The 25,728-nt window shown below is 57.0% G+C and carries 20 protein-coding genes; 1 reads left to right on the top strand and 19 read right to left on the bottom strand.

The window, feature by feature from the left end:
- Window positions 1–12 precede the first annotated feature (12 nt).
- Entirely contained in the window at window positions 13–690 is a 678-nt protein-coding gene (locus tag FJ527_RS19065; protein ID WP_140618657.1) for a glycosyltransferase, read from the top strand.
- On the opposite strand, the gene FJ527_RS19070 is transcribed toward FJ527_RS19065, so the two are convergent.
- From FJ527_RS19070 to FJ527_RS19160, 19 genes are all read right to left on the bottom strand, one after another.
- The gene (locus FJ527_RS19070; protein ID WP_140618658.1) at window positions 670–2,130 is read right to left on the bottom strand and encodes an ABC transporter ATP-binding protein; all 1,461 of its coding nucleotides are present in this window, start codon (window positions 2,128–2,130) and stop codon (window positions 670–672) included. The two genes, FJ527_RS19065 and FJ527_RS19070, sit on opposite strands and share 21 nt — an antisense overlap.
- Window positions 2,120–2,926, bottom strand: a complete 807-nt coding sequence (locus FJ527_RS19075) for an ABC transporter permease (RefSeq protein WP_210241252.1) — start codon at window positions 2,924–2,926, stop codon at window positions 2,120–2,122. Before FJ527_RS19075 ends, FJ527_RS19070 begins: the two co-directional genes overlap by 11 nt.
- Before the next feature lie 10 nt (window positions 2,927–2,936).
- A complete protein-coding gene (locus FJ527_RS19080; RefSeq protein WP_140618660.1) occupies window positions 2,937–4,991 on the bottom strand; it encodes a methyltransferase domain-containing protein in 2,055 nt (684 codons plus the stop codon).
- Window positions 4,992–5,006: 15 nt separating this feature from the next.
- Complete coding sequence (locus tag FJ527_RS19085) at window positions 5,007–9,044, bottom strand: glycosyltransferase (RefSeq protein WP_140823836.1); 4,038 nt, start codon at window positions 9,042–9,044, stop codon at window positions 5,007–5,009.
- The gene (gene rfbD, locus FJ527_RS19090) at window positions 9,041–9,949 is read right to left on the bottom strand and encodes a dTDP-4-dehydrorhamnose reductase (protein WP_140823837.1); all 909 of its coding nucleotides are present in this window, start codon (window positions 9,947–9,949) and stop codon (window positions 9,041–9,043) included. Before rfbD ends, FJ527_RS19085 begins: the two co-directional genes overlap by 4 nt.
- Window positions 9,946–11,016, bottom strand: coding sequence for a dTDP-glucose 4,6-dehydratase (gene rfbB / locus FJ527_RS19095; protein WP_140726552.1), 1,071 nt, complete (start codon window positions 11,014–11,016; stop codon window positions 9,946–9,948). Before rfbB ends, rfbD begins: the two co-directional genes overlap by 4 nt.
- Before the next feature lie 25 nt (window positions 11,017–11,041).
- Window positions 11,042–11,596 carry a dTDP-4-dehydrorhamnose 3,5-epimerase gene (gene rfbC, locus FJ527_RS19100; RefSeq protein ID WP_140823838.1) on the bottom strand — a complete coding sequence of 185 codons (555 nt, stop codon included), beginning with the start codon at window positions 11,594–11,596 and terminating at the stop codon, window positions 11,042–11,044.
- Entirely contained in the window at window positions 11,597–12,478 is an 882-nt protein-coding gene (rfbA, locus tag FJ527_RS19105) for a glucose-1-phosphate thymidylyltransferase RfbA (protein WP_140618669.1), read from the bottom strand.
- 151 nt (window positions 12,479–12,629) lie between these two features.
- Window positions 12,630–13,970: an O-antigen ligase family protein gene (locus FJ527_RS19110; RefSeq protein WP_140823839.1), complete on the bottom strand. Its 1,341-nt coding sequence runs from the start codon at window positions 13,968–13,970 to the stop codon at window positions 12,630–12,632.
- Window positions 13,967–15,226, bottom strand: a complete 1,260-nt coding sequence (locus FJ527_RS19115; protein ID WP_246677739.1) for a hypothetical protein — start codon at window positions 15,224–15,226, stop codon at window positions 13,967–13,969. The genes FJ527_RS19110 and FJ527_RS19115 overlap by 4 nt, the downstream gene beginning before the upstream one ends.
- Entirely contained in the window at window positions 15,114–17,492 is a 2,379-nt protein-coding gene (locus tag FJ527_RS19120; RefSeq protein ID WP_140823840.1) for a polysaccharide biosynthesis tyrosine autokinase, read from the bottom strand. Before FJ527_RS19120 ends, FJ527_RS19115 begins: the two co-directional genes overlap by 113 nt.
- A gap of 44 nt (window positions 17,493–17,536) precedes the next feature.
- Complete coding sequence (locus FJ527_RS19125; RefSeq protein ID WP_140823841.1) at window positions 17,537–18,310, bottom strand: polysaccharide biosynthesis/export family protein; 774 nt, start codon at window positions 18,308–18,310, stop codon at window positions 17,537–17,539.
- Window positions 18,307–19,119, bottom strand: a complete 813-nt coding sequence (locus FJ527_RS19130) for a CpsB/CapC family capsule biosynthesis tyrosine phosphatase (protein ID WP_140618677.1) — start codon at window positions 19,117–19,119, stop codon at window positions 18,307–18,309. Before FJ527_RS19130 ends, FJ527_RS19125 begins: the two co-directional genes overlap by 4 nt.
- Before the next feature lie 125 nt (window positions 19,120–19,244).
- Complete coding sequence (locus FJ527_RS19135; protein ID WP_140663240.1) at window positions 19,245–19,565, bottom strand: hypothetical protein; 321 nt, start codon at window positions 19,563–19,565, stop codon at window positions 19,245–19,247.
- A 310-nt stretch (window positions 19,566–19,875) separates the two neighbouring features.
- Complete coding sequence (locus FJ527_RS19140; protein ID WP_015318732.1) at window positions 19,876–20,364, bottom strand: hypothetical protein; 489 nt, start codon at window positions 20,362–20,364, stop codon at window positions 19,876–19,878.
- Window positions 20,365–20,801: 437 nt separating this feature from the next.
- Window positions 20,802–21,929, bottom strand: coding sequence for a glycosyltransferase family 4 protein (locus tag FJ527_RS19145; protein WP_140717757.1), 1,128 nt, complete (start codon window positions 21,927–21,929; stop codon window positions 20,802–20,804).
- A gap of 34 nt (window positions 21,930–21,963) precedes the next feature.
- Window positions 21,964–22,914: a glycosyltransferase family 4 protein gene (locus FJ527_RS29350; RefSeq protein ID WP_181166398.1), complete on the bottom strand. Its 951-nt coding sequence runs from the start codon at window positions 22,912–22,914 to the stop codon at window positions 21,964–21,966.
- Between the two features lie 176 nt (window positions 22,915–23,090).
- The gene (locus FJ527_RS19155) at window positions 23,091–24,506 is read right to left on the bottom strand and encodes a lipopolysaccharide biosynthesis protein (RefSeq protein ID WP_140823843.1); all 1,416 of its coding nucleotides are present in this window, start codon (window positions 24,504–24,506) and stop codon (window positions 23,091–23,093) included.
- Entirely contained in the window at window positions 24,430–25,674 is a 1,245-nt protein-coding gene (locus tag FJ527_RS19160; protein WP_140823844.1) for a hypothetical protein, read from the bottom strand. The genes FJ527_RS19155 and FJ527_RS19160 overlap by 77 nt, the downstream gene beginning before the upstream one ends.
- Between the last annotated feature and the right edge of the window lie 54 nt (window positions 25,675–25,728).

Raw genomic sequence — 25,728 nt, forward strand, 5'->3', positions numbered from 1 at the left:
AAGCAGGAAACGATGGATACGGCTTTTGTAATTCGGTTTCATTACGGTCCAAGTGATCAACGGTTTGACTGGCGGTTTGCGTATTTTCGCTCTGTAGTGCTTCCACGTATACTCTCACAGACCGTCAAAGAATTCGAGATCGCCATCTGGTGCAACCCCTGGCACCAAGACATGTTTCTCGCCCTTTCTGATAAAATCAGAGTTTTCGGCGTACGCCCCGAAGTTGACGGCTTCATTCGTACAGAGGATGTTGAGCGAGCGGCCGAATACCATATTGATTTTACTTACTGGCGAGATGTTGTTGGCCTTCCTCCCTATCGAATACAGGTTGGACTTGACAGCGACGACCTCATTAGACAAGACTACCTGGACAGAATACATCATGAGATATCAAAGAACCGATCAAGCTCCCTCCATATCTGTTTCCAGCCTATGATATTTAATCTCGAAAACCTGACGCAATACGACCTGAAAGCCGATTATGGCCCAGAAGCCGGGTCCCCATTCTTCGCAATCGTGCAAAATGAGGGGGCCGGTTATATATTCTCCTACGAGCAGTCTCATTTGAAATTGCCAAAATTCTTCGCCAATTCGGTTAAAGTGGAACCAGGCTACTGCTGGTTCACAATTCATGACTCGAACGCATCGACCAGGCTGCCATCCACAAGCTCACCGATCCTCAACCCTTGAGGTAACCGTTGATAGGTAGGGCTGTGCGCCGAAGTCGACACGCCCTACCGCAAGCGATCCGATTTCAGGCGCCACCCTTACCATCACCGCATCCACAATCCTATGCATCACGATGCGCTCGGAATCTCGTGTTCCGCTAACGCCGCTGCTGAGGAAATAGACACCTGGAAGCATCGAGCAAGAAAACTCCCAACGAACAGAGATCGATTGCCCAGAGGACACAGACTTCGTTCTTTGATCCGGAGAGCGAATGGTTTGAGCCCCACCGAGCCCGTAACCCTCAGTGGTTCGAATCCAAATTCCAAACCCAACATCCCGGGCGCTGGCTATGAAATCGACTTGGTATTCAAAGACATAACGACGCCCAAGACGGAGGACGTTCACAGGTTTACCGCTGAGCGTCAATACGCGCATGCTATGAATGCGTGCCCCACGAACTTCGTGAGACTCAATCGATTGAGACTGCATGCCGTCATCGAGATAATCGCCGATGTCCGTGAATGCCCCGGGGAATTCTTCCAAATGTTCCGCCCAGAGGGAGCTGTCACTTGGATTACTAACTGCTTGCTGGCGTACCTGGGCCTTCGCCACCGAAGGCTCATCTGGAGATGACCCCTTAATGGAGAGGATATTCGATCGGATCTCCGCGGCGCCATCAGCACTCGCATTTACCAGCCGCTGATACTGGCCGGTCACAGCCTTCGGCTTACCCTCAAGAATCTTTTCGCCGCCATCAAGAAGGATTGCCCGCGTGCATAGCTGCACAATGGTTTGCGCACCATGACTGACAAAAAGGATGGTGCCGCCTTTGTCCTTGATATCCTCAATGCGGGCGAAACATTTGCGCTGAAAGGCTTCATCCCCCACCGATAGCGCTTCGTCCACTATCAGAATATCGGGATCGACATTGATAGCGGTGGCGAAAGCCAACCGCACGTACATGCCTGACGAATAAGTCTTCACCGGCTGGTCCATAAACGGGCCGATATCCGCGAAACGGGCTATCTCATCGAAACGCCACTCCATTTCCTTGCGGGGCACACCAAGGATCGAGGCATTGAGGAAGACGTTTTCGCGGCCTGTGAACTCGGGGTTGAACCCGGCACCAAGCTCCAGGAGCGCGGCGATGCGGCCGTTGACTTCGACCGAGCCGCTGGTTGGCTGCAGCGTACCGCAGATGATTTGCAGCAGCGTCGACTTGCCGGAGCCATTGCGGCCGATGATACCGACAGTTTCGCCACGACCAACTTCGAAAGACACTCGCGACAGAGCTGCGAAGTCGCGAAAATAGCGACGCGGTGGACGGCCGATCAGCCGCTCCAGCCGCGGCACCACCATCTGCTTGAAGCGATCTTCAGGCCGTTCGAACATGACATAATGTTTGGATATGTCGTGCACGCGAATAGCGATGTCGGAAGCACCGGGCTTATCAGAGGACATCGGCAAATCCCCGCCGTGTCTTTTGGAAAAATTGATAGCCGAGAAATGCGATCGCAATCGCCACGAGCGAATAGTAGCAAAGCGCCAGCCAATTCGGTTGCACACCAAAAAGAACTACGTCGCGGAAACTTTCGACGGGAATAGCGAGCGGGTTTAGTGAAAGCCATGGCTGGAGCCATACGGGCAGCGAGGTTCTCTGGAAGAAAACCGGCGAAAGGAACATGGTCGCCGTCACCAGAGGTGCTACGATCTGGCTCATGTCACGAAAATACACGCCGATTGATGCCAATATCCAGGCTATGCCGAGCACCATGATGATCAGAGGCGCGAAAACCAATGGTGCCAGAACCACCGTAAGCGGAACCTGGCCAAAAACGATGAAGGCGAAGACCAATAGCACGAGCAAACTGACTGCCGCATGGAACAACGCCGCGCCGGCAGAAACCAAGGGTAGGATCTGAATCGGAAACACGATCTTTTTGACGTAGTTGGCATTGGCAACGATCAGACCGGGCGCCAGCGAAACCACCTCCGCGAAAAATTGGAAAACGATCAATCCGCAGAATAGAACGACCGCATACTCCCCCGTTGAATCTGTGCCGCTTTGCTGACCGGGGATAGTCCAGCGCGACTTCATCACCACACCAAACACGAATGTATAGACAGCGAGCATGAACAGGGGATTGAGCAGGGACCATAACAGCCCCAGGGCGGAGCCGCGGTAGCGCCCGGTAACTTCTCGGCGGACGAGGGAAAAAACGATATCTGCATTTGGCATGTTGTGCGCGACCGCCACTACGGCAACTCTACTTTGCGGGAACGTGAGATTCGGAGATCTCGGCACGAGCGCATCGAGCCAGAACCAACCGATCAGCAAGTCCTCGGGGGCCGCCCTTGGCTAAATTAACGATGAATTCATACCCCTCGGTGTCGAATGAAATCTGCTCGGAGCAGTAAATCAAATTAAGTGACCGAAGGTCGTTCATAATTAAAGAAAATGACGACGGTGTGAACCGCCAATTATGGACATCAAAATATTGCGGCTCCCTCTGAACCCTTTCATATAGTTCTTCAGCTTGCTGGAAAGTATGCAAGAATTCCAAGTTTCCATTGGCCCCATGATGCCATGACGGCTTGCCGTCTAGAAACGCAGCGAGGGATACGTGGTCGAAGATGGTTCCTGGAGTATGGCGCTTGCGCTTCTCGAGAAAGGCTTGAAGGACATCTCCTGTCGTCGTTACACCTCGGAAAATATCGAAACAATACCGGCAATCGGGTATAGCCAACGAAAGCACTCCACCCGGCTTCAACATAGACTCGCATTGCTGCACAAAACTGACCAAGTCCGTCGTATGCTCAATGACATGTGATGCGAGAACAAAATCGTAATAATCTCGTCGGCCTGTCAGGCCATCGAGTGGCTCACCTTGCCAAACGAAATCGACCTCCTCAATTAGTTTTGTGTCGACACCCATGCCTTTGTATTTTCGGCGCAGCTCATCGGCAGGCGCATGGTCCAGGGTCTCGACACGATATCCCTGCGCTTTTGGAAGCAGTGGATTGTACCCTGGACCTATTTCCAGGCCTATACCGCTGGGGTCGATGTGCCACAGCAATTTCTGCCGCCTATCCAATTGTTGGCTCGCTCTTTCCTTCTTTGCACTTCTCAAATTCACAGCGGCCTCAACATCCTGACCCGCTTTAAGGTCGGAAGAAACTCTCCCTGTTTGAGACGAGACCAAATTATAAGCGCTGAAGCTGAGATTTCCCGGCGACGATCGGTTCTCCGATAAGAAACGTTCTATTGAGTCGACCCATTTTCCTGCGTGCGCCGCCAGTACCCGCGAATGCCACACTTCATTCGAGCAATCGAGCGCAATGCGACTGCGCATCTCAGCATCCTGGGCCATCTGCTCCAGGGCACGTGTCCAGTCGTCGTAATTTGTACCGATCAGAAGACCGTTGCCTTCATGGCGCACCGTATCTCTGTATGCTGGCACATCACTATATATGGCAGGAATACCAAGTGCACTGTAGTCTAGAAATTTTATGTCAGATTTGGAGTCGTTAAATCGACTTCTGCTTAAAGGGGCGATTGCAAAGTCCCAGTCTATCTTATTTTGCATCCATTCTACAAATTTCGGATACTCGACACTTTCGTGTGGAACGCTTGACAGACGAACAGGGAGATTCCCGAACACAGAAAGAACATCTGAAGGATCGGCAACACCCACGACTTCGAATTCAATGTCAGAGATTGACGATATCAATCTACGAACTGGCTGTATGACGCCTAAGAGATCTTCCAGATGGGTAAAAGTGCCCATGTATCCAAAGCGAAGCTTCTCTGGTTTGGACGGGAGTGCATTCCGTCTAGGGCGTCTGAATAACGTATCGTCTATTTGGTTAGGCAGAATAGCAACGTTGCCGTTCAGCTTAGCGATACGCTTTGCCAGGTTAGGAGTCGAAGTGATAACGCCGACTGCTCTTTGAATAAAGCGCCGGCATATCGTCCGTTGCAGCGCCCCTGGCCAAGATGCACGCCCCGGCTCATCATTTAGATCAAGAAGATTGTCATCTAGAGCGTAAACAAGAGAGATTCCTCTATATTCGAGCTCAGAGAATAGAGCGTTTTGCACATCCGCTTGACCCTCACCGCCCAAATCTTGACGCCATAAGCGGTCCACAATGACAACGTCGATTGCTTCACCGGGCAACTCCACGCCGGACGACAGTTCGATCCTCTGAGCGTTTGAAGGGTGTCCAAGCGGCCTTAGCAGCCGGATATAGCTGGTCCCAAAAGGTGTCCGACCATCTCCACTTTCAAACAGCACATGAACCTTGAGCTTTTTTGACAACATCCTACATTCCCAAAATCACTGGCTCAGGTCGCTTTCAGGAAACAGAGCGTCCAGGATTCGAACGGCTGCTCCTTCCGAATAGTACCCTGCGGCAGTTTCAACGCCTCCCAACTGTATTTTCCTAAGCAACTCGTTGTCGCTAACAAGCTCCACAAGCGCCTCGTAGCAGGCATTTTCATCCGTGGTATCCACGATCAATCCATTCCTGTGGTCGGTGACTATCTCTCCCAGGCCTCCATTTGCCGGACCTACCACGGCGGTGGCGCAACCCATCGCCTCCAGCGCAGTCAGGCCCATCGCTTGGTAAACCGAAAAATCTGCAAAGATGTCTACAGACGCGAGAAGTGCCGACATTTCGTCAGGATTTAGGTGGCCTCTTATCACGGCATTCGGAAGCGGAACGAATCGCCTCACGAGCGGATCTTCTGGGGAGCAGCCAAAGACATGGACTTCTACACGCTTCGGCTCACTCCGACAGATGCGCTCTAACACAGAAGCGGTTAGTTCGGGCGCCCGACGGGGAGTTGACGGACGTATCATGGCGGCGATTCGTGTGACACCGGTGTCGCCTCGGGCGCTCGGGAAAAAGCGGTCGCAATCGTAACTCGGTCCGACAATTGAAGGATCAATGCCGGTATACCGTTTTAACTCCCTGGCGTTCCAAGCGGTTTTGGTGAATAACTTCATGTTTGGTATCGCTGTGTAGCTGCTCAATGCTTGCGCGTGCAATGGGTCCGATTCATCGAAGAAATAGGGTTCGAAATCTTGTACGTAATAACCAAAGCATTGCCGTTCGCCTAACCCTAGCCCCCTAAACCATTCTACTGTAAAAAATACAGTTGCTATTACTGCGTCAAAACTGTTCTTTACTTTTGACAGCGACTGAGGGTTTTCCAGATAGATTATCGGAACCTCCACATTGGGGTAGCTAAGCTCGAACGCATCTTTATGCATTTTCAAGTTTGCAATCGTCACATCGACACCCGCCCGCATCATGCATTGCGCCTCTGTGAGCACAACATTGGCGCCGCCGCCAGAATCGCGTACCGGCAGCAAGAACAAGACACGACGCCCCTCATGGCGATCACGAATTTGATCTCGGTTCAGGATGCGTTCCGGGCCCACTGATATTCTGGCCCGCATTGCCGCGAGACCAGGATTTTCTTTAGTAGCATCTAGAGACAACAAAATCCGGCTGTCGTGTTTTTCACGCAGCATCTGATCGGAGCGCTCCACAAGCTTGCGCCGCCGTTCATTGGAGTAGCTTTTGGATTGCGCATGGTAAACATACGTGTCCTCAGCCACAGCAAGAAGCCATCCGGCTCCAGAAGCGCGCAAACAGTAGTCGTTTTCCTCTCCATAGCCCTCGCCAAACGCCGCCTCATCAAAGTAACCTATGTCTTCGATCAGGGAGCGCCGGAGAAGAATACAAAAACCATTGAGAAACCCGACTTTGGGATAGGCACGGGGGGAACACTCCGCAACGCACATGGCCATGCTATTCACATCCAAACCCTCTGGAAGCGAATTCAGCGCCCAGTCACCGCCTTCCGTCGTCAAGGGCACAGATTGCCATGATGCAGTATTACTCAGAGGGCCAACGATTCCAATCTTGTCGTCGGACTGAGCACATTCGACTAAGCGGTCAAGCCAAAATGGGGTAACGATAGTGTCGCTGTTTAAGAGGACAGTAAAATCGGCGCTGGACGCCTTCAGACCAACGTTTGCTGCACGTGTATAGCCCAACGCGATTTCATGCCTCAACAGTTGACCAGGCTGTCCAATCATAAACTCTCTCAGATATGACGCAGTTATCTCGTCACTGCCATCATCCACAATAATCAAATTGTAAGGAGGCATTGTACGTGCTGTCACGGATTCCAGACATCTACGAACGTCTTCCAAAGCGTTATGGACACAAATTATAATATCTACGCTCGCAACATGGCGGCGAACCACTTTCGAACGTTGGGGGAATGCTTGGTCATGCGGCGAGACCACGTCGAAACACTGCTCAACGTGCTCCTCTTTCGCTCTCCGTTGCATCAGAATTCTAATACGATATCCAATACCTCTAATGCCCTCTCTACGAAGTACACGCCAACTGGTGGCTACGAGGGGCGCGACACCACCCGAGAACCGCAAAGCATCGGGAGTTAACCTGAGGACAGACGGTAGGCTCAGACGCTGACGAGGTGGGGTGAACGACTCTTTTGGCGAACTAAGTTCGTGTCCTTCGCCCTCTCTTCCTTCATTTCTGCCGTGTGCCAAGAAATGGGCAAAAGGGTTTAGGCCGGCGAGCGCAACGTCGGGGTTGCGGAGCAAATAGTTACTGCTGCTGAAGCGTGAATTTGGATCGCGCCCCTCGCGAGCACCAAAGACAACGTAGTGCCGCAGCGGATCAATTCGCCACTCAGCCACGTCAGGATTGTTCTTGAGGTACCAGCCCCTATCGAAAGCTCCGGATCGCCTGATGATGCCGGCTGCCCGCACGTCGCGCACTGGACTTAGGGAAAGCTTGGTTGCAGCGTTCCAAAGAACCGAAAAGGGATAGCCGAGCCCGAACGATGCGCGCTTTACGAGACGCGTTGTCGAACGGAGTTGAGACGTCAGATGCCAAGACGTACTGCTATAAACGGCATCAAGGCGATCTCGTACGCTCTGAAGCTCGCCGAGAGCTTGATCCCGCTCTAACGATACACTTGCATGACGGAAATGAAGCGCCTCCAACTCTTGAGTTAAATGACGCTCTCGGCTTTCCGCGTCGGTAGCACGCTGCCGCTCCCGCTCGGTCTCAGCCAGCGCGTTGCGTACTCCGGCGAGTTCGACATCCTTCCTCGCTATTTTCACTCGCAACTTTTCGAGTTCTGTTGTGTATCGGTAAGTATCAGCATTGCGTTCGTCAGCCAAACGCTTGAGAGCTTCTTGCTGCCGTAATAATTGCTCGTCTTTTAGCTCCACTTCTCGACGGACACTCGTCAACTCGACTGTGTGCTGGTCTATTTCAGCCGCCCTCTCGTCCGCTAAATGCTGCGCCAGTGAACTCGCCTGCTTTAATCTTTGGACGCGCGAACCCATCTCATCGAAGAACGCTTCGCCAAACACCGGACTGACTGTGTCGAAGGAGATCCGCACGGCATCTAGCAACGCCATCGCGATAGGATCATTGGGGTCTTTTTCAAGTGCTCTCAACGCACCGTAAGCTTGCTTTACCCAATCAGCGATGCGTGGATCGGCGTCGAGCAGATCCGCGCTTGCGGCATGATGCTGATGATCAGTAGAGAAATGGGTCGACAGGCTTGTCTGCAGCGCAGAGATGGATTGCGGCCATTTTATATGCAGAGCCCCGGAAATTTTCTCAATGTCGACCCGCCAATCTTCAAGCAAAGCTTCATAGGAGACAAACACGCGAGGTTTGCCTCTGGTGTCATGTTCGGCCTCCAACTCGTGCCGCAGCCATAAAAGGGCGCTAAAGCCTGATGTGAATCCATCCCGCTTTTCGAGTGAAGCAATCACCGCCAAGGGATTGCGCTGCGTCAAGACATAGCGAACCTCGACATTTATCCGCTTCAGGATTTCAGCATAAAGCGGCACCAAACGTGAGATTCTCGGCTCCTTAAGGACGAAAAGCGACGCAGCGCCATACTCCTCGTCGATCAGCCTTGCGATCTCCGATTTGTAAAAACGTAAGCGAGCGGCGCCAAGATCGGTTTGCTCGAAGGGCCGCCAGTCATCCCAACTGCTGCCGGCCTCCGCAAGCATACGATCATGAAGTTCCATCAGCCGCAGCGGCTCCCAATGGCCAGTGGGGTTCGTTGGATTGGCACCAAGTGTATTCTTCGGCAGTTCAGCGCCGAGCAGGCTGATGGCCCTCGTCAGCGCGCTGGTGCCCGAACGGTGCATGCCGAGCACCATGATGCATGTGCGCTTGATCGCTGGCTCCTTTGCAGCCGCCGGCTTTGCCTTGGTGCGAGCTTTTGCCGGCCGTCGGTCGGCCGGCTGCGGATCAGGCGTCGCGCCTTGCAGGTTCTCAGGGGATGGATGCTTGTTCATGCGCTCAATATCTGTCTCGTCTCGTCAACCATCAGCCGCCGCACCACCTCCCCCGTCGACATCCGCCAATCAGGCGCATCCCACCCGAACACCCCGGCGAATTTCGTGCTCGATAGCCGGGAATTGACAGGGCGGCGCGCCTTGGTTGGGTAGTCCATCGTCGTGATATCCCGTACCCGCGCCCAGGGACCACCAAACTTCAGGCTTGTGTCGAGGATATGACGGGCGAAGCCGCTCCAGTTGGTCTCGCCACTGCCGGCCAGATGACAGGTGCCGAACGCGGCGAAGCTCTTGTCGCCATGCAGCATGGTGGCCGCATGCAGGATCGCGTCGGCGACATCAAGCGCGGATGTGGGATTTCCCCATTGATCTGATACCACCGAAATCTCATCGCGGTCGGCGGCGAGCCGCAGCATGGTTTTCACGAAATTCTTGCCAAACGGACTGTAGACCCAGGCGGTGCGCAGGATCAGGTGGCGCGGATTGGCTGATGCCACCGCCTGCTCGCCGGCTAGCTTGGAGGCACCGTAGACACCGAGCGGCGCGGTCGGGTCGCTTTCGATATAGGCATCGGCCTTGGTTCCATCGAAGACATAGTCGGTCGAAAGATGGATGACCGGCACGCCCAGCCTCGCCGCGGCCTCCGCCACCTTGCCGGCACCGGTCGCGTTGACCGCAAAGGCCAGATCGGGCTCGTCCTCGGCCTGGTCGACGGCGGTGTAGGCGGCGGCCGACACGACGATATCGGGCTTGGCACCCGCGATGGCGTCGATGATGGTGTCGGGCCATGCCAGGTCAAGCTCCGGGCGACCGATGGCGACGACCTCCACGCCCGCGCGCGCCTGGCCGGCCGCGAGCAGGCTTGCCGCGACCTGGCCGTCGCGTCCGGTGACAAGCAGCCTCACGCGCCCACCTTGCGGGCTTCGCCCAGTCTTTCGCCGGCATAGCGCTGTTCGCGGATCGGCCCCCACCACCATTCGTTGTCGAGGAACCAGTCCACGGTCCTGGCAAGGCCGCTGTCGAAATTCTCCCTGGGCGTCCAGCCGAGCTCGCGGCTTATCTTGGTGGCGTCGATGGCGTAGCGGCGGTCGTGGCCGGGACGGTCGGTGACGAAGGAGATCAGCTCGCGATAGCGCCTGCCGCCGGCGCGCGGACGCCTGGTGTCGAGCAGGTCGCAGATCGTCTCGACGACGGCAAGGTTGGTGCGTTCCGAATTGCCGCCGACATTGTAGCTCTCGCCCGGCTGCCCTTTCGTGGCGACGAGTTCCAGGGCGCGCGCGTGATCCTCGACGAACAGCCAGTCGCGCACATTGGCGCCGGCGCCATAGACCGGCAGCGGCTTTTCGTCGAGCGCGTTGAGGATGACGAGCGGGATCAGCTTCTCGGGAAAATGATAGGGGCCGTAATTGTTCGAACAGTTGGAAAGCACGACCGGCAGGCCGTAGGTCTCGTGCCAGGCGCGCACCAGATGGTCCGAGGCCGCCTTCGACGCGGAATAGGGCGAGGACGGCGCGTAGGGCGTCTCCTCGACGAACATGCCGCCGTCGAAAGGCAGGTCGCCGAACACCTCGTCGGTGGAGACGTGATGGAAGCGGAAGCGGCTTTTCCTGTCGTCGGACAGGCCACGCCAGTATTCCAGCGCGGCGTTGAGGATCTTGTAGGTGCCGACGATGTTGGTCTCGATGAAGGCGCCCGGTCCGTCGATCGAGCGGTCGACATGGCTCTCGGCGGCCAGGTTCATGACGATGTCGATGTCGTGCCGGCGCAGAAGGTCGAGCACCGCCCTCTCGTCACAGATGTCGGCCTGGGCGAAGCTGTAATTATGGGCGTTCTCGATCGGCCGCAGCGAGGCCAGATTGCCCGCATAGGTCAGCTTGTCGAGATTGGTCACCCGGTAGGCCGGGTTGGCGCACAAATGCCTGCATACCGCCGAGCCGATGAAGCCGGCACCGCCCGTCACCAGAAAATTCATACCGCAGTCCTCACGCAAACACCCATCAGGCGAATACCTCGGCGACGGCGAGCAGCGGCGCCTTGAGGTCCTTGTCCGAAAGCTGGAAGCCGCCGGCCAGCGACGGCCATTCGATGCCGATGGCAGGATCGTCGAAACGGATCGACCGGTCATGCTCGGGCGAATAGGTGTCGGTCACCTTGTACAGCACCTCGGTGTCGGGCACGAGCGTGACGAAGCCGTGCGCGAAGCCCCTGGGCACCAGGATCTGGTTGCCTTTTTCGGCGGTAATTTCGAGCGCAACCCATCTTCCGAAAGTCGGCGAGCTGCGGCGAATGTCGACCGCGACGTCCAGCAGCGCGCCCCTGATGACGCGCAGCAGCTTGTCCTGGGCACGCGGCGCCAGCTGGTAATGGAGCCCGCGCAGCACGCCGGCAGCGGCGGAATAGGAGTGGTTGTCCTGCACGAAAACCAGATCGATGCCGGCCTGCGAAAAGCGCTCGGCATTGTAGGTTTCCATGAAGAAACCGCGCGCGTCGCCATGGCGTTTGGGAACGATTTCCAGCACCCCGTCGATGCCAAGGGATCTCACCTCCAGCATCTAGCCCTCCGACAGATCGGCGACACGCCGGCGCAGATAGGCGGCGTATTCGTTCTTTCCCAGGCGAGCTGCACGCTGCAACACCTCGTCAGCGCTCAGCCAGCCTTGTTCGAAGGCGATTTCCTCCGGACAGGCGACCTTGATGCCCTGGCGGTGTTCGATCGTGCGCACGAAGGAAGAGGCTTCATGCAGGCTGTCATGCGTGCCGGTGTCGAGCCAGGCATAGCCGCGTCCCAGCCGGTGAACATGGAGCTGTCCGCGCTCGAGATAGACATTGTTGACCGCCGTGATCTCGATCTCGCCCCGCGCCGAAGGGCGGATGGTCGGGGCGATGTCGACGACGTCATTGTCGTAGAAATAGAGACCCGTGACGGCCCAGTTGGACTTCGGGCTTTGTGGCTTTTCCTCGATCGTCAGCGCGGTCCCGGTCGCCTTGTCGAAGGACACCACGCCATAACGTTCGGGATCCTCGACATGGTAGGCGAACACCGAAGCGCCTGTCTGGCGCGATGCAGCGGCGCGGCAAAGCTGCGACAGCCCGTCACCAAAATAGATGTTGTCGCCCAGGATCATCGACACGCTGTCCTTGCCGATGAAATCGCGGCCGATGATGAAGGCTTCGGCAAGGCCATTGGGCTGCGGCTGCTCCGCGTAGGACAGCGCCAGCCCGAAGTCCGATCCGTCGCCGAGCAAGTCACGGAAAGCCGGCAGATCACGCGGCGTCGAAATGACCAGGATCTCTCTTATCCCCGCGAGCATCAGAACGCTCAGCGGATAATAGATCATCGGCTTGTCGTAGATGGGAAGAATTTGCTTAGAGACTGCTAATGTTAGTGGATAGAGACGCGTTCCACTGCCTCCAGCAAGGATAATTCCTTTCAAGAAGCTCTCCTCGACATGCCAAAGCCCCCCGGCCCTGAGTGCCTGTGCTTAGGTTTCATGCATTGGCTTGTCAATGCGGCACACAACAAACGCATTGGCCACGCACGGGCAATCGGCTGGCGCCTCCCGCTTCGGCCGAACCCACCTGGTCCTACCTTGGCAAGGCCGATGCCCTGGCCGGGACAAGCAGATTGTCCTCGTCACGGCGGCTGGCCTTGCCCGGTACATCCCTCTGGTTGAGCCGATCGGCAAAACCGCGGTGAAAGACAATACCGTTCAAACAGGCAAACGTCATCGCAAGGGCGGCGGTTCGCAGGGGATAATCGACGAGGGAATGAACGAGCAGAAAAGCTAGCGACAGAAAAGCCGCCTTCTGCAACGGTTCCCCGCGAATTCTGGTGGACGATGCGGACAGCAGCACCGCATAGGCAACCATCAGCAAGATAACTGGCAAACCGCCCTCTAGCGCCAATTCCAGATAATCGTTGTGCGCATGATTGACATAAGACTTGAAGATCATGCTGCCTTTTTCATGGATCTGGTAAACCTTCTGAAAAGCGCCAAATCCGACACCGGTGGTCCAATTCTGCTCAATTCCCTCAATCGTGGTCCGTGCGAATTCGGCTCGTCCGAAGGCCGGGTCGACCACTTTGGCATCGATCTTTGCCCACGCGCCGATCGTGTAGATCGAAAGGCCGATGAAAACCGCGAGGATGCCATAACCACCAACCCTCGAGCGCGCGGACAGGAAGACAACGGAGATGGCGGTGATCGCCAGCCCGATCAAAATGCCGGCCCGCGAACCGGCGGCCAGAAGCAGCAGCAGGAGGGTTACCAGACCGAGCGCTCCTGAAAGAAGGTGGCGGCGGAACAAGCCATAATAAACCACGAAGGGGATCGAGACGAAGAGCAAGGCCGAGAAGTGGTTCTGGTTGGCAAAGAGACCCGCATTGATGGTAAACGGCAGTAGTCCCTCGATGGCGACGGTATCGGAGAGCGAATACTGGATCGCCGCCGCCAGGCCATTGCAGATCACCCCCATGAAAAAGAACGGCAGAAGACCGTGGACCTGCTCGGCGCGCAGGCGCAGGACGGCGAGGAAGAACGCCGCGGCCGCGACAAAATAGAGCATGCACTCGATGGTGCGCCCCACTCCGACGCTGACGAAGCGCAACCGGCTTTCGCCATCCAGCCATGGATCCGCAAGCAGCACCGCGGGTCGCACCCCCTCGAGCAGGGCGCCGGGCAGCGGCACGACCTGAAAACAGAACACCGCAACCACAAGAGCAAGCAACCACAACACGGCGCGGGGAATTGCCTGTTCCGACGGCCTCGAGAGGATCGCCGTGGCGGAGATGACCGCCGCAATCTCGATCAGCGTCTCGGTGTACAGACCGCTCGCGGTGCCGCCACCAATCAGCATCGATAGAAAGAGCACCGAGCCAAGAAGATATTTATCCCACTGCGTGGGCTGTCGCGACCGTTCTCTCACGACGATACTCTTTCGATGCTCAATTTGTGCATGACCAACGTCCCGACATATCGAAACCGCCAACTCTGTGCGATCGCGGCCGTTTCCAGTCTCAGCAACTGCATCGGGCACGCCGCCGGCCCAACCGTGAAGTCCAGGCTCAGGCTTCGCCTGTTGAAGGTGCCTTCCGGTATGTTGAAGCGCGCGATCTCATGTGAGGGAGCGACGCATCTGAGAGACCAGAACAATTCCTTCGGCAGTTTGAGATTCGTGGCCGAAGCGTTCAGGGAAATCCTGTAGGAGCCAGGAGGAAGTTCGATAAATTGCTGAAGCGCCGCGTTCTTGACGGGCGTGTTCAGAAATCGAATCGTCGCTCCGCTGTCGCTTTCACCTGCATCCCGCGATCCGGCGAAGGTGATCTCCATACCCGACCGGTCGTGTATCACCCAGTCGAATGGTTTGCCGCTGTGGACCGGTTCGAAGCCGCCGTTGAAAATGTAGCCGCCCAGTTTCCGTTCCTCGTCGGACAGGCTGAAGAGAAACAGCCGATAGGCCGGGTCATATTGCCTTTGCTTGATGTAGCCATCGATCACGGCCGACAATTCGTTGGACGTTGGAGACGTCGGGGACCCCGCGAGATCGAGCAACAGTTGGTTTGCGGCTGCCAAACCCTGGGGGTTCTGGCCAAGGGTCGAAAAAAGCTTGCCCCGCCATGGCGCCTCCGCCCGGATGGCGGCGAGCACGGCCCCGTACCCTTCGGGATTGGCGAGAATGGCCGGCCAACCGGCGGCCACGGTTGAAAATTGATCAGGCCACCGACGCAGCAAGATATCGATCTCGGCTACAGCCCTTACCAGGTTGCCCGTCTCGACGGAGCGATCGATGGATCTCTGCAATGCGTGTATTTCGGTCTTGGACAGCATTCGAGCCCGATCAAAGAGTTCGAACGCCTGGTCCTTCTCGCCCTGGCGATACTTGATCTCACCGATCAGGCTATAGAGGCGTGCATCCGCGACGTTGAAGCGAAGCGCATTCCGGGCCTTTGCGGCCAACCCGTCGAGATCGGCACCGTCGTTCGTCTGGTTCAGTTCGCCGGCGATCTCGCCTATCAAAGCATCTACGTTCAACGGATCCAGCGCGAGAGAGACGCTTGGCGTCCCCGTCTCAAGAAGACGACTTAGCCCGGTCGACGAAGCCATCAACACCAGAACGGAGGCGACGAACCAAACGCCTGAACGCAGGAGACTTTGCACGCGCGGGCTGGCCTGCTCCACCATCGACTTTGCCCTCGATTTTCGGGGTATTCGTGCCGTATTCGTAATACTGGGAATTCATGTATTTGTAGGCGTAGTTGTAGTCGAACTTGTTCACCTGGAATTTCGACATCGCTGCCCCGATGACATTCGCTCCGGCTGCTCGTAGACGCTTCAGAGCCGTTTTGGCGGATTTGCGGGTTACCTGGTTGGTGGAAATCACCATCAGCGTGCCTTCGGCAAGCCGGCCGAGGATCGGCGCATCCGAAAGGCCAACGACGGGCGGCGCATCGATGATGACCAGATCGAAGCGCTTGCCGAGATTGGTGATGATCAGCGCCATTTTGGGCGAAGAGAGCAGGTCCGCCGGGTTCGGCGGTATCGTCCCCGATGTCAGAACAGTCACATTGGGATATTTCGTCGCTCTGAAGATACCGGCCAGATCTTCCTTGCGAACGGTGTTTGTCAGGAGATTGCTTAAGCCGATCGCGTTGTCGAGGCCGAACAGCCGATGCAGATTGGGTTTGCGCAAATCACCGTCGACAAGCAGAACCTTTGCGCCGAGAGCGGCAAAATCCTGGCCAAGCTTGAACGATGTGGTCGATTTACCCTCCGACGGTTCGGAGCTGGTCATCAGCAGCGAACGCGGCGCCCCTTCCGCTCCTGAGAATTGCAGCGACGTCCGCAACGAACGATAGGCCTCCGAAAGCCCCGACTTCTGATCGGCTATGCTGGCTATGAGTTCCCGGTCGTCGACGAGCGGCAAGATGCCGAGCATGGCCAATCCGAGCTCTTTTTCGATCTGCTCCGGATTTGTGAAGGTGTTGTTGAGCAATTCGACGATGTAGATGATCGACGCACTCAAGGCCATGAAGAGCACCAAGGCTATTGCAAGATTGATGCTGAGGCGAGGAGAATAAGGGCTCAAGGGCCGGGTCGCGACATCGACAACGGCAGCGCTTTGCGTCTTGAGCTCAGAACTCACGCCGACTTCGTTCAGCTTGGCGATCAGGCCGTCGTACTGCGACCGGTTGGAATCGACCTCGCGCTTGAGGATGGTGTATTTGATGTTCTTGTCGTTGAAGACGATCTGCTGCTTTTCCAGCTCCGTGAGCTTGGCCTTGAGGTCGGCTTCCTTGTTCTGCGCTTCCTGAAATTTCAACCGTAGCGAGTCGGTTATCGCCAGCACGCCATTGTTGTAGAGCCGCTGCAGTTCCTTGATCTGCGACTGCAACTGCTGCATTTCTGGAAAGCCAGGTTTCAGGATGCCTAATTTCTGCTGGTATTGGCTTGTGAGGTCCGCGAGCTTTTCACTGAGCTTCTGCAGGCCTTCGCTCTCCAGAACCGGACCGAGACTGGCGCCACGCCCCTTGTCCACCTGATCCACCATCCGCCCGGCATCGAGACGCTCCTGGATTGCGGTCGCGAGTGCCGTGTTGAGGGCCTCGATGTTTGACCCGATCAGCGATTTGTCGCCGCCGGTGACGGTAATGCCGGCATCCTTGGCATAGGCGACCAGTTCCTCCTCGGACTTCTGCAGCTTCTGTTTGACCTGCAGGACCTGCTCCTGAATGAACTGCCTTGCCAGATCCGACGTCTCGCTGGTCTGGTCGAGACGTTGATCGATGAAGCTCTGGGCGACCTGATTGGCGACATCGCTCGCATATTTCGGCTTCTGGTCGACGAAGGTGATCGACAGCAGGCTGGTGTTCGTCACCAGATTGACCGTGAGGTCATCGAGGACGCGCTTGATCGCCATGCCTTCCCGCTCTTCGGGCGTCTTTTCCTGGATCGAGAGCGATTTGGAAATTCCGAAGGCGCGGTAGAAGATGTTGCCGATTGAAAAACTCGGAGTCGGAAACAGGAAGTCCGGCTTTTCGGCTAGGCCCAGTTGAAAGACCACGCGCTGCGCCAAGGCCCTGCTCTTCAATTTCTCCCGGGCGGTCAGAAACGCCCGGACGTCACTGTTTTCGGAAACCACCTCAATGTCCTGGAAGACCTTTGCCGAAGGGACCAGAACCTCCAGCTGCGTCGTCGCTTGATATTTGGGTGTCTGCATCATCGTCACAATGACACCGGCGACGAGGCCCGCGACGGCCATCATGACGATCAGCCAGCGATACTGGATGACATAGAACAGCAAACGGAGCGGATTGAAGCCCTCGTCCTGGGCGGCATAGTCACGACCATACGGGCTATAATTCTGCGCCCCATCGTAATAAAGATCCGCGGACAGGGCTTGGCCATATCCGGGGCCGGCAATTTGGGGCTGCCTGTTGCGATCGAGCATGGCGCAAAGTCATCCTGGTTTGTCCGTGGCCGGCCGTGCCTGTCTTATGGAATGACCGCAATGCGGGCCGCGCTCGAGGCGAGACCCAACGCGTCCTTGAGATTGTTCATCGCGATTTTCGACTTCGAAGCGAAAACGACGATCACGTCGCCGCCGTAGATGCGCGGGTTGCGATTTTTGCCTGCGCGAATTTCCTCGACATTGTAGTTGGCGACCAGCCTGCTCTGGCCAAAATTGCGATAGACGAAGACCTTGCCGGCGTCGCCGACAGCATTGAATCCTCCGGCGAGTGCGATCGCATCCAGCAGGGAAGCGCTGCTGGACACCGGATAGATGCCTGCCCTGTTGACTTCGCCGTCGACCGTAATGCGCTGGCCTACCGATTCCTTCACGACAATCGTCACGTCGGGCGATTGCAGATATTTTGCGCCGTACGCGGTCTCGATTTCCTTCTCGAGCTGACGAACGGTCTTGCCGGCCGCGGTCATCGCGCCAATGAGCGGAAGGGAAATCTGGCCGCTGGCATCGACCTGAACGGTCCTGTTCAAATTATCGACCTGGAAGACGCTGACTTCGAGCACGTCGTTGGCTGACAGCGGCTGCTCGCTGCCATTTTGCGTGTTTTGCGGCGCTGGCAGGTCTTTCACCACCTGCAGCGCACCACCGCCGGCAAGGGCCGTCGAAGACGATGTCGGTTGCAACGCTTCGACGGAGGCCGTCGATGATGTCGAAGAAGAGCTCGCGCAAGCAGAGAGTGCAAGCAACGCGGCCAGCGTCGGCATACCTGCATTGTTTCTGGCAAGATCGAAAATGTTCATCCCAGAGACCCGCTCTTGAACAGCCGACCCAATCCGCCGAAACGGCTCGCGCTGCCGGCATACAATTTCTTGGTGCTCACTTTTCCAATGGGCGCGAGCAGCTGATTCTGCAATATCGCGCCCGGGCGTTTCACCGCCATATTGTAGGCTTCATCTTCGCCGCACCGATTTGCGATGGCGACCACCGCCTGGGAAAGCCCCGGCCGACGCCTCGACGGGCCGTGCGCATCGGATGCGATGATGTCCACCCTGCCTTCGTCGAGCAGCTTTTCCGAGTAGTAGAGAGCGGTCCGGCCAAAGGCTCCTACGACCGAATCCGCCGTGAGCTGGATAAGGCAGCCCAATGCGTTCAATCGCTCGACTACGTCATAGTTCGATTTGATCCAGGTCAACCGTTCAGGATGGGTCAGGATCGGAATATAGCCCGCGCCAACGAGGCGGGAAGCGAGATCCTCGAGCCGCGGCGGCAAGATGTGATGCGGTGGCTCAAAGAGGAAATAGCGCGATCCGTTCAACGTCGGCACTTTGCCGAGCTTCAGCCGGTCGGGAAGATCAGGCGAAACATGAACGTCGGCGCCGACGTAGAGGACAAGCGGGATGCTGGCGCAAGCAAGTTCCCTGACCAGCGCCTCGACTGCCTGGGCAATATTTGTCGTGCCGTTCTCATAGACGCCGGGCATGACGTGCGGGGTGCACACCATATGCGTTGTCCCATCAGCCGCTGCCAGCCGCGCCATTTCGAGCGATTCAGCCAGACTGGAAGAGCCATCGTCGAGACCAGGCAGAATATGGGAATGCAGGTCAATCATTGGCGTTTCTGTCTGCATGGAGGCAAAGCGATGCCGCTGCCTCGACAAAATACAAACGCATCACCCGCATGGCGGCGAATGACGCATTTCACAAGCTTACGCAGAACAGGAACGCTGGGGACCGACTAGCGGCTGACGGCGTCATCGTCATCCTGCAGGCCGAGAAGAAGGGCCGCGCCACCGCCAATCGCACCGGCACCGAGGAGAACCGGCAAAACGCCGGGCTCGGAACCGGCCGGCACGACAGCGGCTTGCGGTGCATCGAACGACACGCACATACCGCCCTCGACAGCGTCGATCTGGACGGTCACATTCGCCGGAACGTCGAACCCGCAATTGGTGCCTACAACCAGGGAAGCCGAAGCCTGCGCCCCTGTCATGATGCGTGCGCCCGAATAGACCGGCGCCTCGCCATTCACACCGGCATAACCGCCAGCCTGTGACATCCGCACGTCACCCTGGACGTTGGTCAACTGGCCGACCACACTTCCCGAAACCGGTATGGCCGCAAGGCAGGAACACTGCGCTGCCTGTGCGAAAGCCGCGGACCCGGCAAACAAAACATTTCCCGCTGCGAGCGCTACAAAAGCAATAACAACTCCAACTCGACCCGTCATTTCCGCCCCATCGAAACCAGCTATTCCCCGCCAGGATCGCCCACACTATTTCAACAACTACTAATGCAATATAGTTAACGAACCCATCTAAAGACACTATCGGCGCGCCGCGGCCAATCACGGCAATGGGCCACAGCCTTCAACGGCTGACAGCGCTGTCGTCGTCCTGCGTGGCCGCAAGCACGCCGGTCGCAAGAAGCGCACCAGAAAAAATTCCCTCGGGCGGACCGAAACCGCCGACCGCTCCGCCAGACTGCTGGATGGCGGCGGTCTGCTCGGAGCCAACCAGCTTGAGGCAGATGTTGCCCTCGACGCGAGAGACATCCAGGCTCGAACTCGCCGGCACATCCAGGTTGCAGCCGCCAACGGCCACGGACGCCGACCCCTTGGCGCCGACCACCACACGACTGCCGGAATCAAGCATATTTCCTGCCTTGGCCGGGCCGTAGCCGGCGGCCTGCGACACCATCACATCGCCATTGACGGAAACAATGGATCCAACCGGATTTGACGCACCATGATAGGCAGTCGCGCAACTGCAAGATGCTTTCTGAGCAAATGCGGAAGCGGAACCGAAACCGACGGAAACAACAAATCCAACCACCACGGTTCTGACGATGAGATTCATTCGTTTTGCCCTTCTCTCGAAGCCGCTCCTTGGAACTTGCAAATCAAAAGTTTATGACATCAGCGCGTAACAGTTTTTTGCCACAATTCCAACCTGTTTCGCGCCGGCGCTAGAATTTTGACTTGCCTCGTGCCTTTGGGAGCTCACCACTTTAGCAATAGCGCATGAAAAGTTCTGATTATCGCCGGCGAATTTCAGATTACCCGAAAAACAATTGAGATATCCTTTGCCCCGTGACTGCGCGCGAGCGCTCCTGATCAGACTTGGCGAACGGGAAGGTGGTTCACCATCACCGATGCAGCCACGGCAGCTTGCGCCTGGTCGGACAATCGTGGACTGGCAGCGGCTCATGAAGCCCCGGCGATCGGCCGCTAAGACGGAAATAGATCCGGTGTCAGCCGGCTCACGGCCGAGAAGCGGAAGGCGATGGCCGCTCATCACGTGGCGGCAGCCGTAAGCTTCTCTATCTGATGCATGTAGCTCTCGACGACGATCGTTTCCGAAAACTGCCGTTCAACCTTTTTCCGGCTCTCGTTCCCCATCGCGTCCCTGGAGTGGCCGTCCATCGTCACGAAATCGATCATCCGTGCCGACAGGTCGCTGGCATCCCTGACCTTGCAAAGGAAACCGTTGACGGCATGGTCCACCACCTCCTTGCAACCGGGCACGTCCGTGGCGATCAGAGGTTTGCCCATCGCGGCCGCCTCGAGCAGTGAGCGTGGGGTACCCTCCCTGTAGGAAGGCAGGACGACACAATCGGCAGCGTCCAGGAAAGGGCGAACGTCGTCGGTGGCACCGAGATACTCGACCAAACCCTCGTCGACCCATTGCTCGATTTCGGCGCGGCTGACCGCGGTTCGGTTCTCGACATCGAGAAAGCCAAGGAGTTGGAAGCGCACCGCAGGCGCTTGGCGACGGACGAGGCGGGCAGCCTCGATGAACTCACCGACACCCTTGTCCCATAGCAGCCTAGCCACCAGCAGAAATACGATGGCACCGGACGGCGCGCGCTGGCGCGGCGACGGCGAGAAGCGCGCGAGATCGACGCCTGAGCCGGGCAGCAGCGCGGTCCGTTCCTTGCGCACGATGCGCGCGCCGACGAACAGCATCCGGTCGTCGTCGTTCTGAAAGAAGACCACCTTCGAACGGGCCAGCGCCAGGCGATAAAGGGCTTTGGCGATTCCCTGGAGAAGGCCGCCCTGGAGGAAGACAGTGCCGAGCCCTGAAACATTGTTTATGACCGGAATGCCATTCAGGTTTGCAGCCATCGAGCCGAACACGTTGGGCTTGATGGTGAAGCCTACGAACGCCAGCGGCTTCTCGCGGCGCAGGATAAGCCAGTAGCGCCACAGAAGCGCAAGGTCGCGAACAGGCGAGGTGCCGGAATTGTCGATTTCGATGTCGACGTGGCGGCAACCCATCCCTGGGATCAAGGATGAATACTCGTCCCTCGGCGCGACGACGACGACATCATAGCCGCGCCGCCGCAACGCCTCGATCAGGCCCTTGCGGAAATTGACTACGTTCCAGGACGTGTTGATCGAGATGACAATCTTCCTTCCCACCTCGGACCCCACTCCCCGCCCCTCCGGATGTCCTTCAGCTCATCGACGCGCGCGTCCGCCCGGTTCCAGTCCCAAAAGTCTCGAACAACCGCAAGATCACGTCATCATCCGCAACTGAAGAAATGCGCATGAAACATGCATCCCTTGCAAGCCGCAGGTCCTCGGGCCGGGCAATAAGCCCGGCAACCGCGCGAGCGATGTCTTGCGGGTCGTCTGGGTCAAAGTCGAACCCGGACCCCGGAGGGAGGTAATGCCTCGTGCCGCTGTCGCGCGACATCAATACGGCACATCCCGCCCAGGCGGCCTCGACGGGAGATACCGCGGCAGGTTCCGTACGCGAGGGCAATATCAAGAGATCATGGCTGGCATAGATCGAGATCATCCTGTCATGAGCTATGTTGTTTTGAAACCGAAGTCTGTCCGCCAGTCCAAGCGCTTGGGCCTCTTGCCGCAAGGCCTCACAAAAAGCCGCGTCGGAATGCGTCGCCTCCTCGCCGCACAACGTTATGGAGAATGGTGTGGACGCCGAGATCACCGCCAGTGCCCTCAGAAGCAAACTGTGCCCCTTTCGCTCCCGGTATTTTGCCACCATCAGGATTCGGGGCGGCGAATGCAACGGCCTGCCTCGCAGCGCTCCGATCCGGATCGGCTCGAAGGGATTTCCGAATGGCAGGGGCATGGCGCCTCCCGCACCGACGGAGCCAGGATTCGACGGGAGCCGTGACGTGAAGTGCGCAATCCCGAGTTGCCGAAAGACAGCTCTGCGGATCCATGTGCCGCTCCATGCCTGAGGCCTGACATTCTCCTGATCGTAGATAACCAGCTTGCGGCCTTGCAAAATCGCACACAACGCGGCGACCCTGCAGAACCATCGCGTCACGCCGCGCACGATCACCACATCGGGATTCTCGACCCGAAGATGTCTCCAGTAGGAAACAAGACCGGGAAAGGAAAAGGGCGAGTTTGGGATATCGCTCGGACCCATGTGCATAACTCTTCGTGACAGCGCCGATGGTGCCACTACATTGGGAGAAACAAGTGTGTAATTCTCCGTTGCCCCTGTTTCGACGACGTCGATTGCAACATGATGCCCGGCCGAGGTCAGTATGCGCACCCAAGGCACAACATTGGTGTGGTATCTTGGTAGGCAAAACAAGTATCTCAAACTGTCAGACCTGGGATATTTTCCGTGATTCGGATCTGCTTTTTCAGCAATAATTGCGAAACCACCATCATTGCCGTGTAGACCAGCGCCGATGCGATCAGACCGGCCCAGGCGATACCCGGAATTCCGATCCACCCCGACAGGACGAACGAAAGCGGCAGGTAGACGATGAATGCCGACGCCATGATCTTGAGAAGCGGTTTTGTTCCGGCCAGAACCTGGATCAAAGGATTGAAATGCATTCCGGCCAGGCCGAGACACTCGGCCGCGAACAAGATAGCGAAAAGCAGCGAGGCATCGGCATAGGCCGAACCGGCGGCCAGAACCACGATGAATTTTTGCAGCACGACACCGCCCGCCGCCATGCCCGCGGCGACACATGCCGAGACCATCGTGATGCGGGCGTTCAGCCTGTTTAGGCGGGACGGAGATTCTTCGTTGGACAGTCTCGCGAGTTCGGGAAAGATCACCTGGTTCAAGGGCCCAGTCAACCGGGACATCATCGTCGCCAGACGCGACGCCACGGAATAGGCGCCGGCGGCAACATCTCCTAAAAGACCGGCGACAAGGAACAAGGCTACATGTCGTCTAGCACTCACCAGAGTCGACAGCACACTGGTCCCAGTGGCCATGACAAGGAATGTCCAAAAGAAACGCCGCCTGGAACGGGAACGAAGCGGATTGAATAGCTTGATGTTCTCGCGTCGGGCATAGACAAGCAGCCGGACGAACAGCGTCAGATTGTAGAGCGCACCGATCGCCGCCAACACAGCCACATAGGCGATCAGAGGCGCTTCGATGGCCCAAAGGACGAGCGAGGCAACAACCACGGCAGCCCCCTGGGCGAGTTGATTGCCGGCAATGACGTCGTACCGCCCATTCAGGCGAAGCACGCCTTTGGGGGTGCCCGCGAGGCTGGCCAGCAAGGTGAGACTATAGATCAGCGCCAGAAGCCGATCCTGGTGGGATACGCCGATCGACTCCCCAAACAGCAGGACCCCACCAACCGCCACCGCAGTGGCGACAACGGCCGCCGAAACGTCGAGCGCGATCCCGCATGAAGCTGCCCGGCCAAGGCGCGAGCGGGACCTGGCGGACAGCCTGATGACAGGCTGCCAACTCTCAAAAGTAGCGAGGCCGGAGATGAACGTGACATAGGCCTGGATTACGGCGAGGGTGCCAAAATCTCCGGGGCCGAGCGAGCGTGCATTGAGCGCCAACGCGATGACGGAACACAAAGCCGCCACTCCACTTGAGGATGTGGTCATGGTGACGTCCCGAGCGACCCTGCGCGCGCGTATCCATCCAGAAGGTTTGGCTATCGCCGTCATGTCCTCAGCCATGGTCCCGGCGCAGGCCCCGCACTCCCGCTTCCATCGCAGGCGCTTGCGGGAAGCACTTTCGATGGACATACACCAGCCCGAATATGAAAAGCGACACAAGGATGACCCGCTTGGCGGAGATGAACGCGCCGAGCAGTTCCTTGCGCTGGATGTAGAATGTGAGGTGGATGATCGCCACGATCAGACCAGACTTGAGCGTCGCGCTGCGCACGTTGCGGATTATTGCTTCGATGGCGACACAGACCAGGGAAAGAATAATGACGAGCAGCGGAAATCCGGCGTATCCGAAATTTGCATAGAACTCCGCCCAGATATTTGCCGCCACACCGCCACTGTAGCCCGGAAAAAGCAGCGGCTGGACCTGCTCGTTGTAAGTACAGCCATCCTTGCCGAAGACCGCATCCGAAAATGGAATGAAAGAAAGTGGCACCAACCAGAGATTGGAACAAGGCAAGGTGTAGTTATATTTTACGATAAGGTCCAAATGAGCCAATGTCACGAACTGCTCCAACCCGACAAGGGTGGAATCTGACAACTGGTCGAATTTTATTTTTTGGCCGACAAGTTCGAAATTCCCCGCCTTCACCGCGGAGTAGACAGACTTGTACACCGCCAAAAAAAAGAATGCTGAAAATCCGCCGATAACATACCGTTTTCTTATCATCATCAACGGAACATTCCTGTATCTTAAATACAGTAAAGATAGGATAGTTATCGCAACCGAGGATCTATGCCCAATATAGAGCGTTAAAATTAATCCTAGGCAGCTCAGGGCCATAACAAGCTTGGATTTCCTCCACCCGGCCAGAGCCCCAAAGACCACGCCGATGATACAGGCATTGTAAAATATATACTGAAACCGACTAGTTGACGATAAAACATCCGCCTTAGACGCGGAGAAAAGTGCCGGGTTCGCAATCGAAATTCCGCCGAAAATAATGATCATCGCGATTATTATCAACGACTCTCCTTGGCTATCTCCCTCAATTTCGAAACTCTGGCGTCTCGGAACGAAGCCAACCATCGCCGCGGCGATGCAAACCATGGAAACGGCGATGGCATACCCCGTGCCCAAATCATATGTAAAATCATACTTCCTTCCGCCAACGTCAACGTACTGAAAGCCGCCGGCAAGAAATGGAACAAAATAAAGTAGGCTCGATATAAGCAAAAGCATTTGCGGCGTAAGCGCAAAGGGTGAAACCAGGTAATCTCTTCTGACGTCCCGCGCCTTCACCCTATTGCCTAGCTCCCAATATCCTCACGCCCGGCGGCTCACAAATCCGGCTGG

Source organism: Mesorhizobium sp. B2-4-18, assembly GCF_006441385.1.
GTDB classification, from domain to species: Bacteria; Pseudomonadota; Alphaproteobacteria; order Rhizobiales; family Rhizobiaceae; genus Mesorhizobium; species Mesorhizobium australicum.

Excerpts from the sequence above, each read along its gene's own strand:
- rfbB (WP_140726552.1), bottom strand. The coding sequence starts at position 11,016 with ATGAATTTTCTGGTGACGGGCGGTGCCGGCTTCATCGGCTCGGCGGTA.
- FJ527_RS19130 (WP_140618677.1), bottom strand. The coding sequence starts at position 19,119 with ATGATTGACCTGCATTCCCATATTCTGCCTGGTCTCGACGATGGCTCT.
- FJ527_RS19125 (WP_140823841.1), bottom strand. The coding sequence starts at position 18,310 with ATGAACATTTTCGATCTTGCCAGAAACAATGCAGGTATGCCGACGCTG.
- FJ527_RS19135 (WP_140663240.1), bottom strand. The coding sequence starts at position 19,565 with ATGTCACAGGCTGGCGGTTATGCCGGTGTGAATGGCGAGGCGCCGGTC.
- FJ527_RS19080 (WP_140618660.1), bottom strand. The coding sequence starts at position 4,991 with ATGTTGTCAAAAAAGCTCAAGGTTCATGTGCTGTTTGAAAGTGGAGAT.
- FJ527_RS19155 (WP_140823843.1), bottom strand. The coding sequence starts at position 24,506 with ATGTCCATCGAAAGTGCTTCCCGCAAGCGCCTGCGATGGAAGCGGGAG.
- FJ527_RS19120 (WP_140823840.1), bottom strand. The coding sequence starts at position 17,492 with ATGCTCGATCGCAACAGGCAGCCCCAAATTGCCGGCCCCGGATATGGC.
- FJ527_RS19085 (WP_140823836.1), bottom strand. The coding sequence starts at position 9,044 with ATGAACAAGCATCCATCCCCTGAGAACCTGCAAGGCGCGACGCCTGAT.
- FJ527_RS19065 (WP_140618657.1), top strand. The coding sequence starts at position 13 with ATGGATACGGCTTTTGTAATTCGGTTTCATTACGGTCCAAGTGATCAA.
- rfbC (WP_140823838.1), bottom strand. The coding sequence starts at position 11,596 with ATGCTGGAGGTGAGATCCCTTGGCATCGACGGGGTGCTGGAAATCGTT.
- FJ527_RS19070 (WP_140618658.1), bottom strand. The coding sequence starts at position 2,130 with ATGTCCTCTGATAAGCCCGGTGCTTCCGACATCGCTATTCGCGTGCAC.
- FJ527_RS19115 (WP_246677739.1), bottom strand. The coding sequence starts at position 15,226 with ATGGTGGAGCAGGCCAGCCCGCGCGTGCAAAGTCTCCTGCGTTCAGGC.
- FJ527_RS19140 (WP_015318732.1), bottom strand. The coding sequence starts at position 20,364 with ATGAATCTCATCGTCAGAACCGTGGTGGTTGGATTTGTTGTTTCCGTC.
- FJ527_RS29350 (WP_181166398.1), bottom strand. The coding sequence starts at position 22,914 with ATGGGTCCGAGCGATATCCCAAACTCGCCCTTTTCCTTTCCCGGTCTT.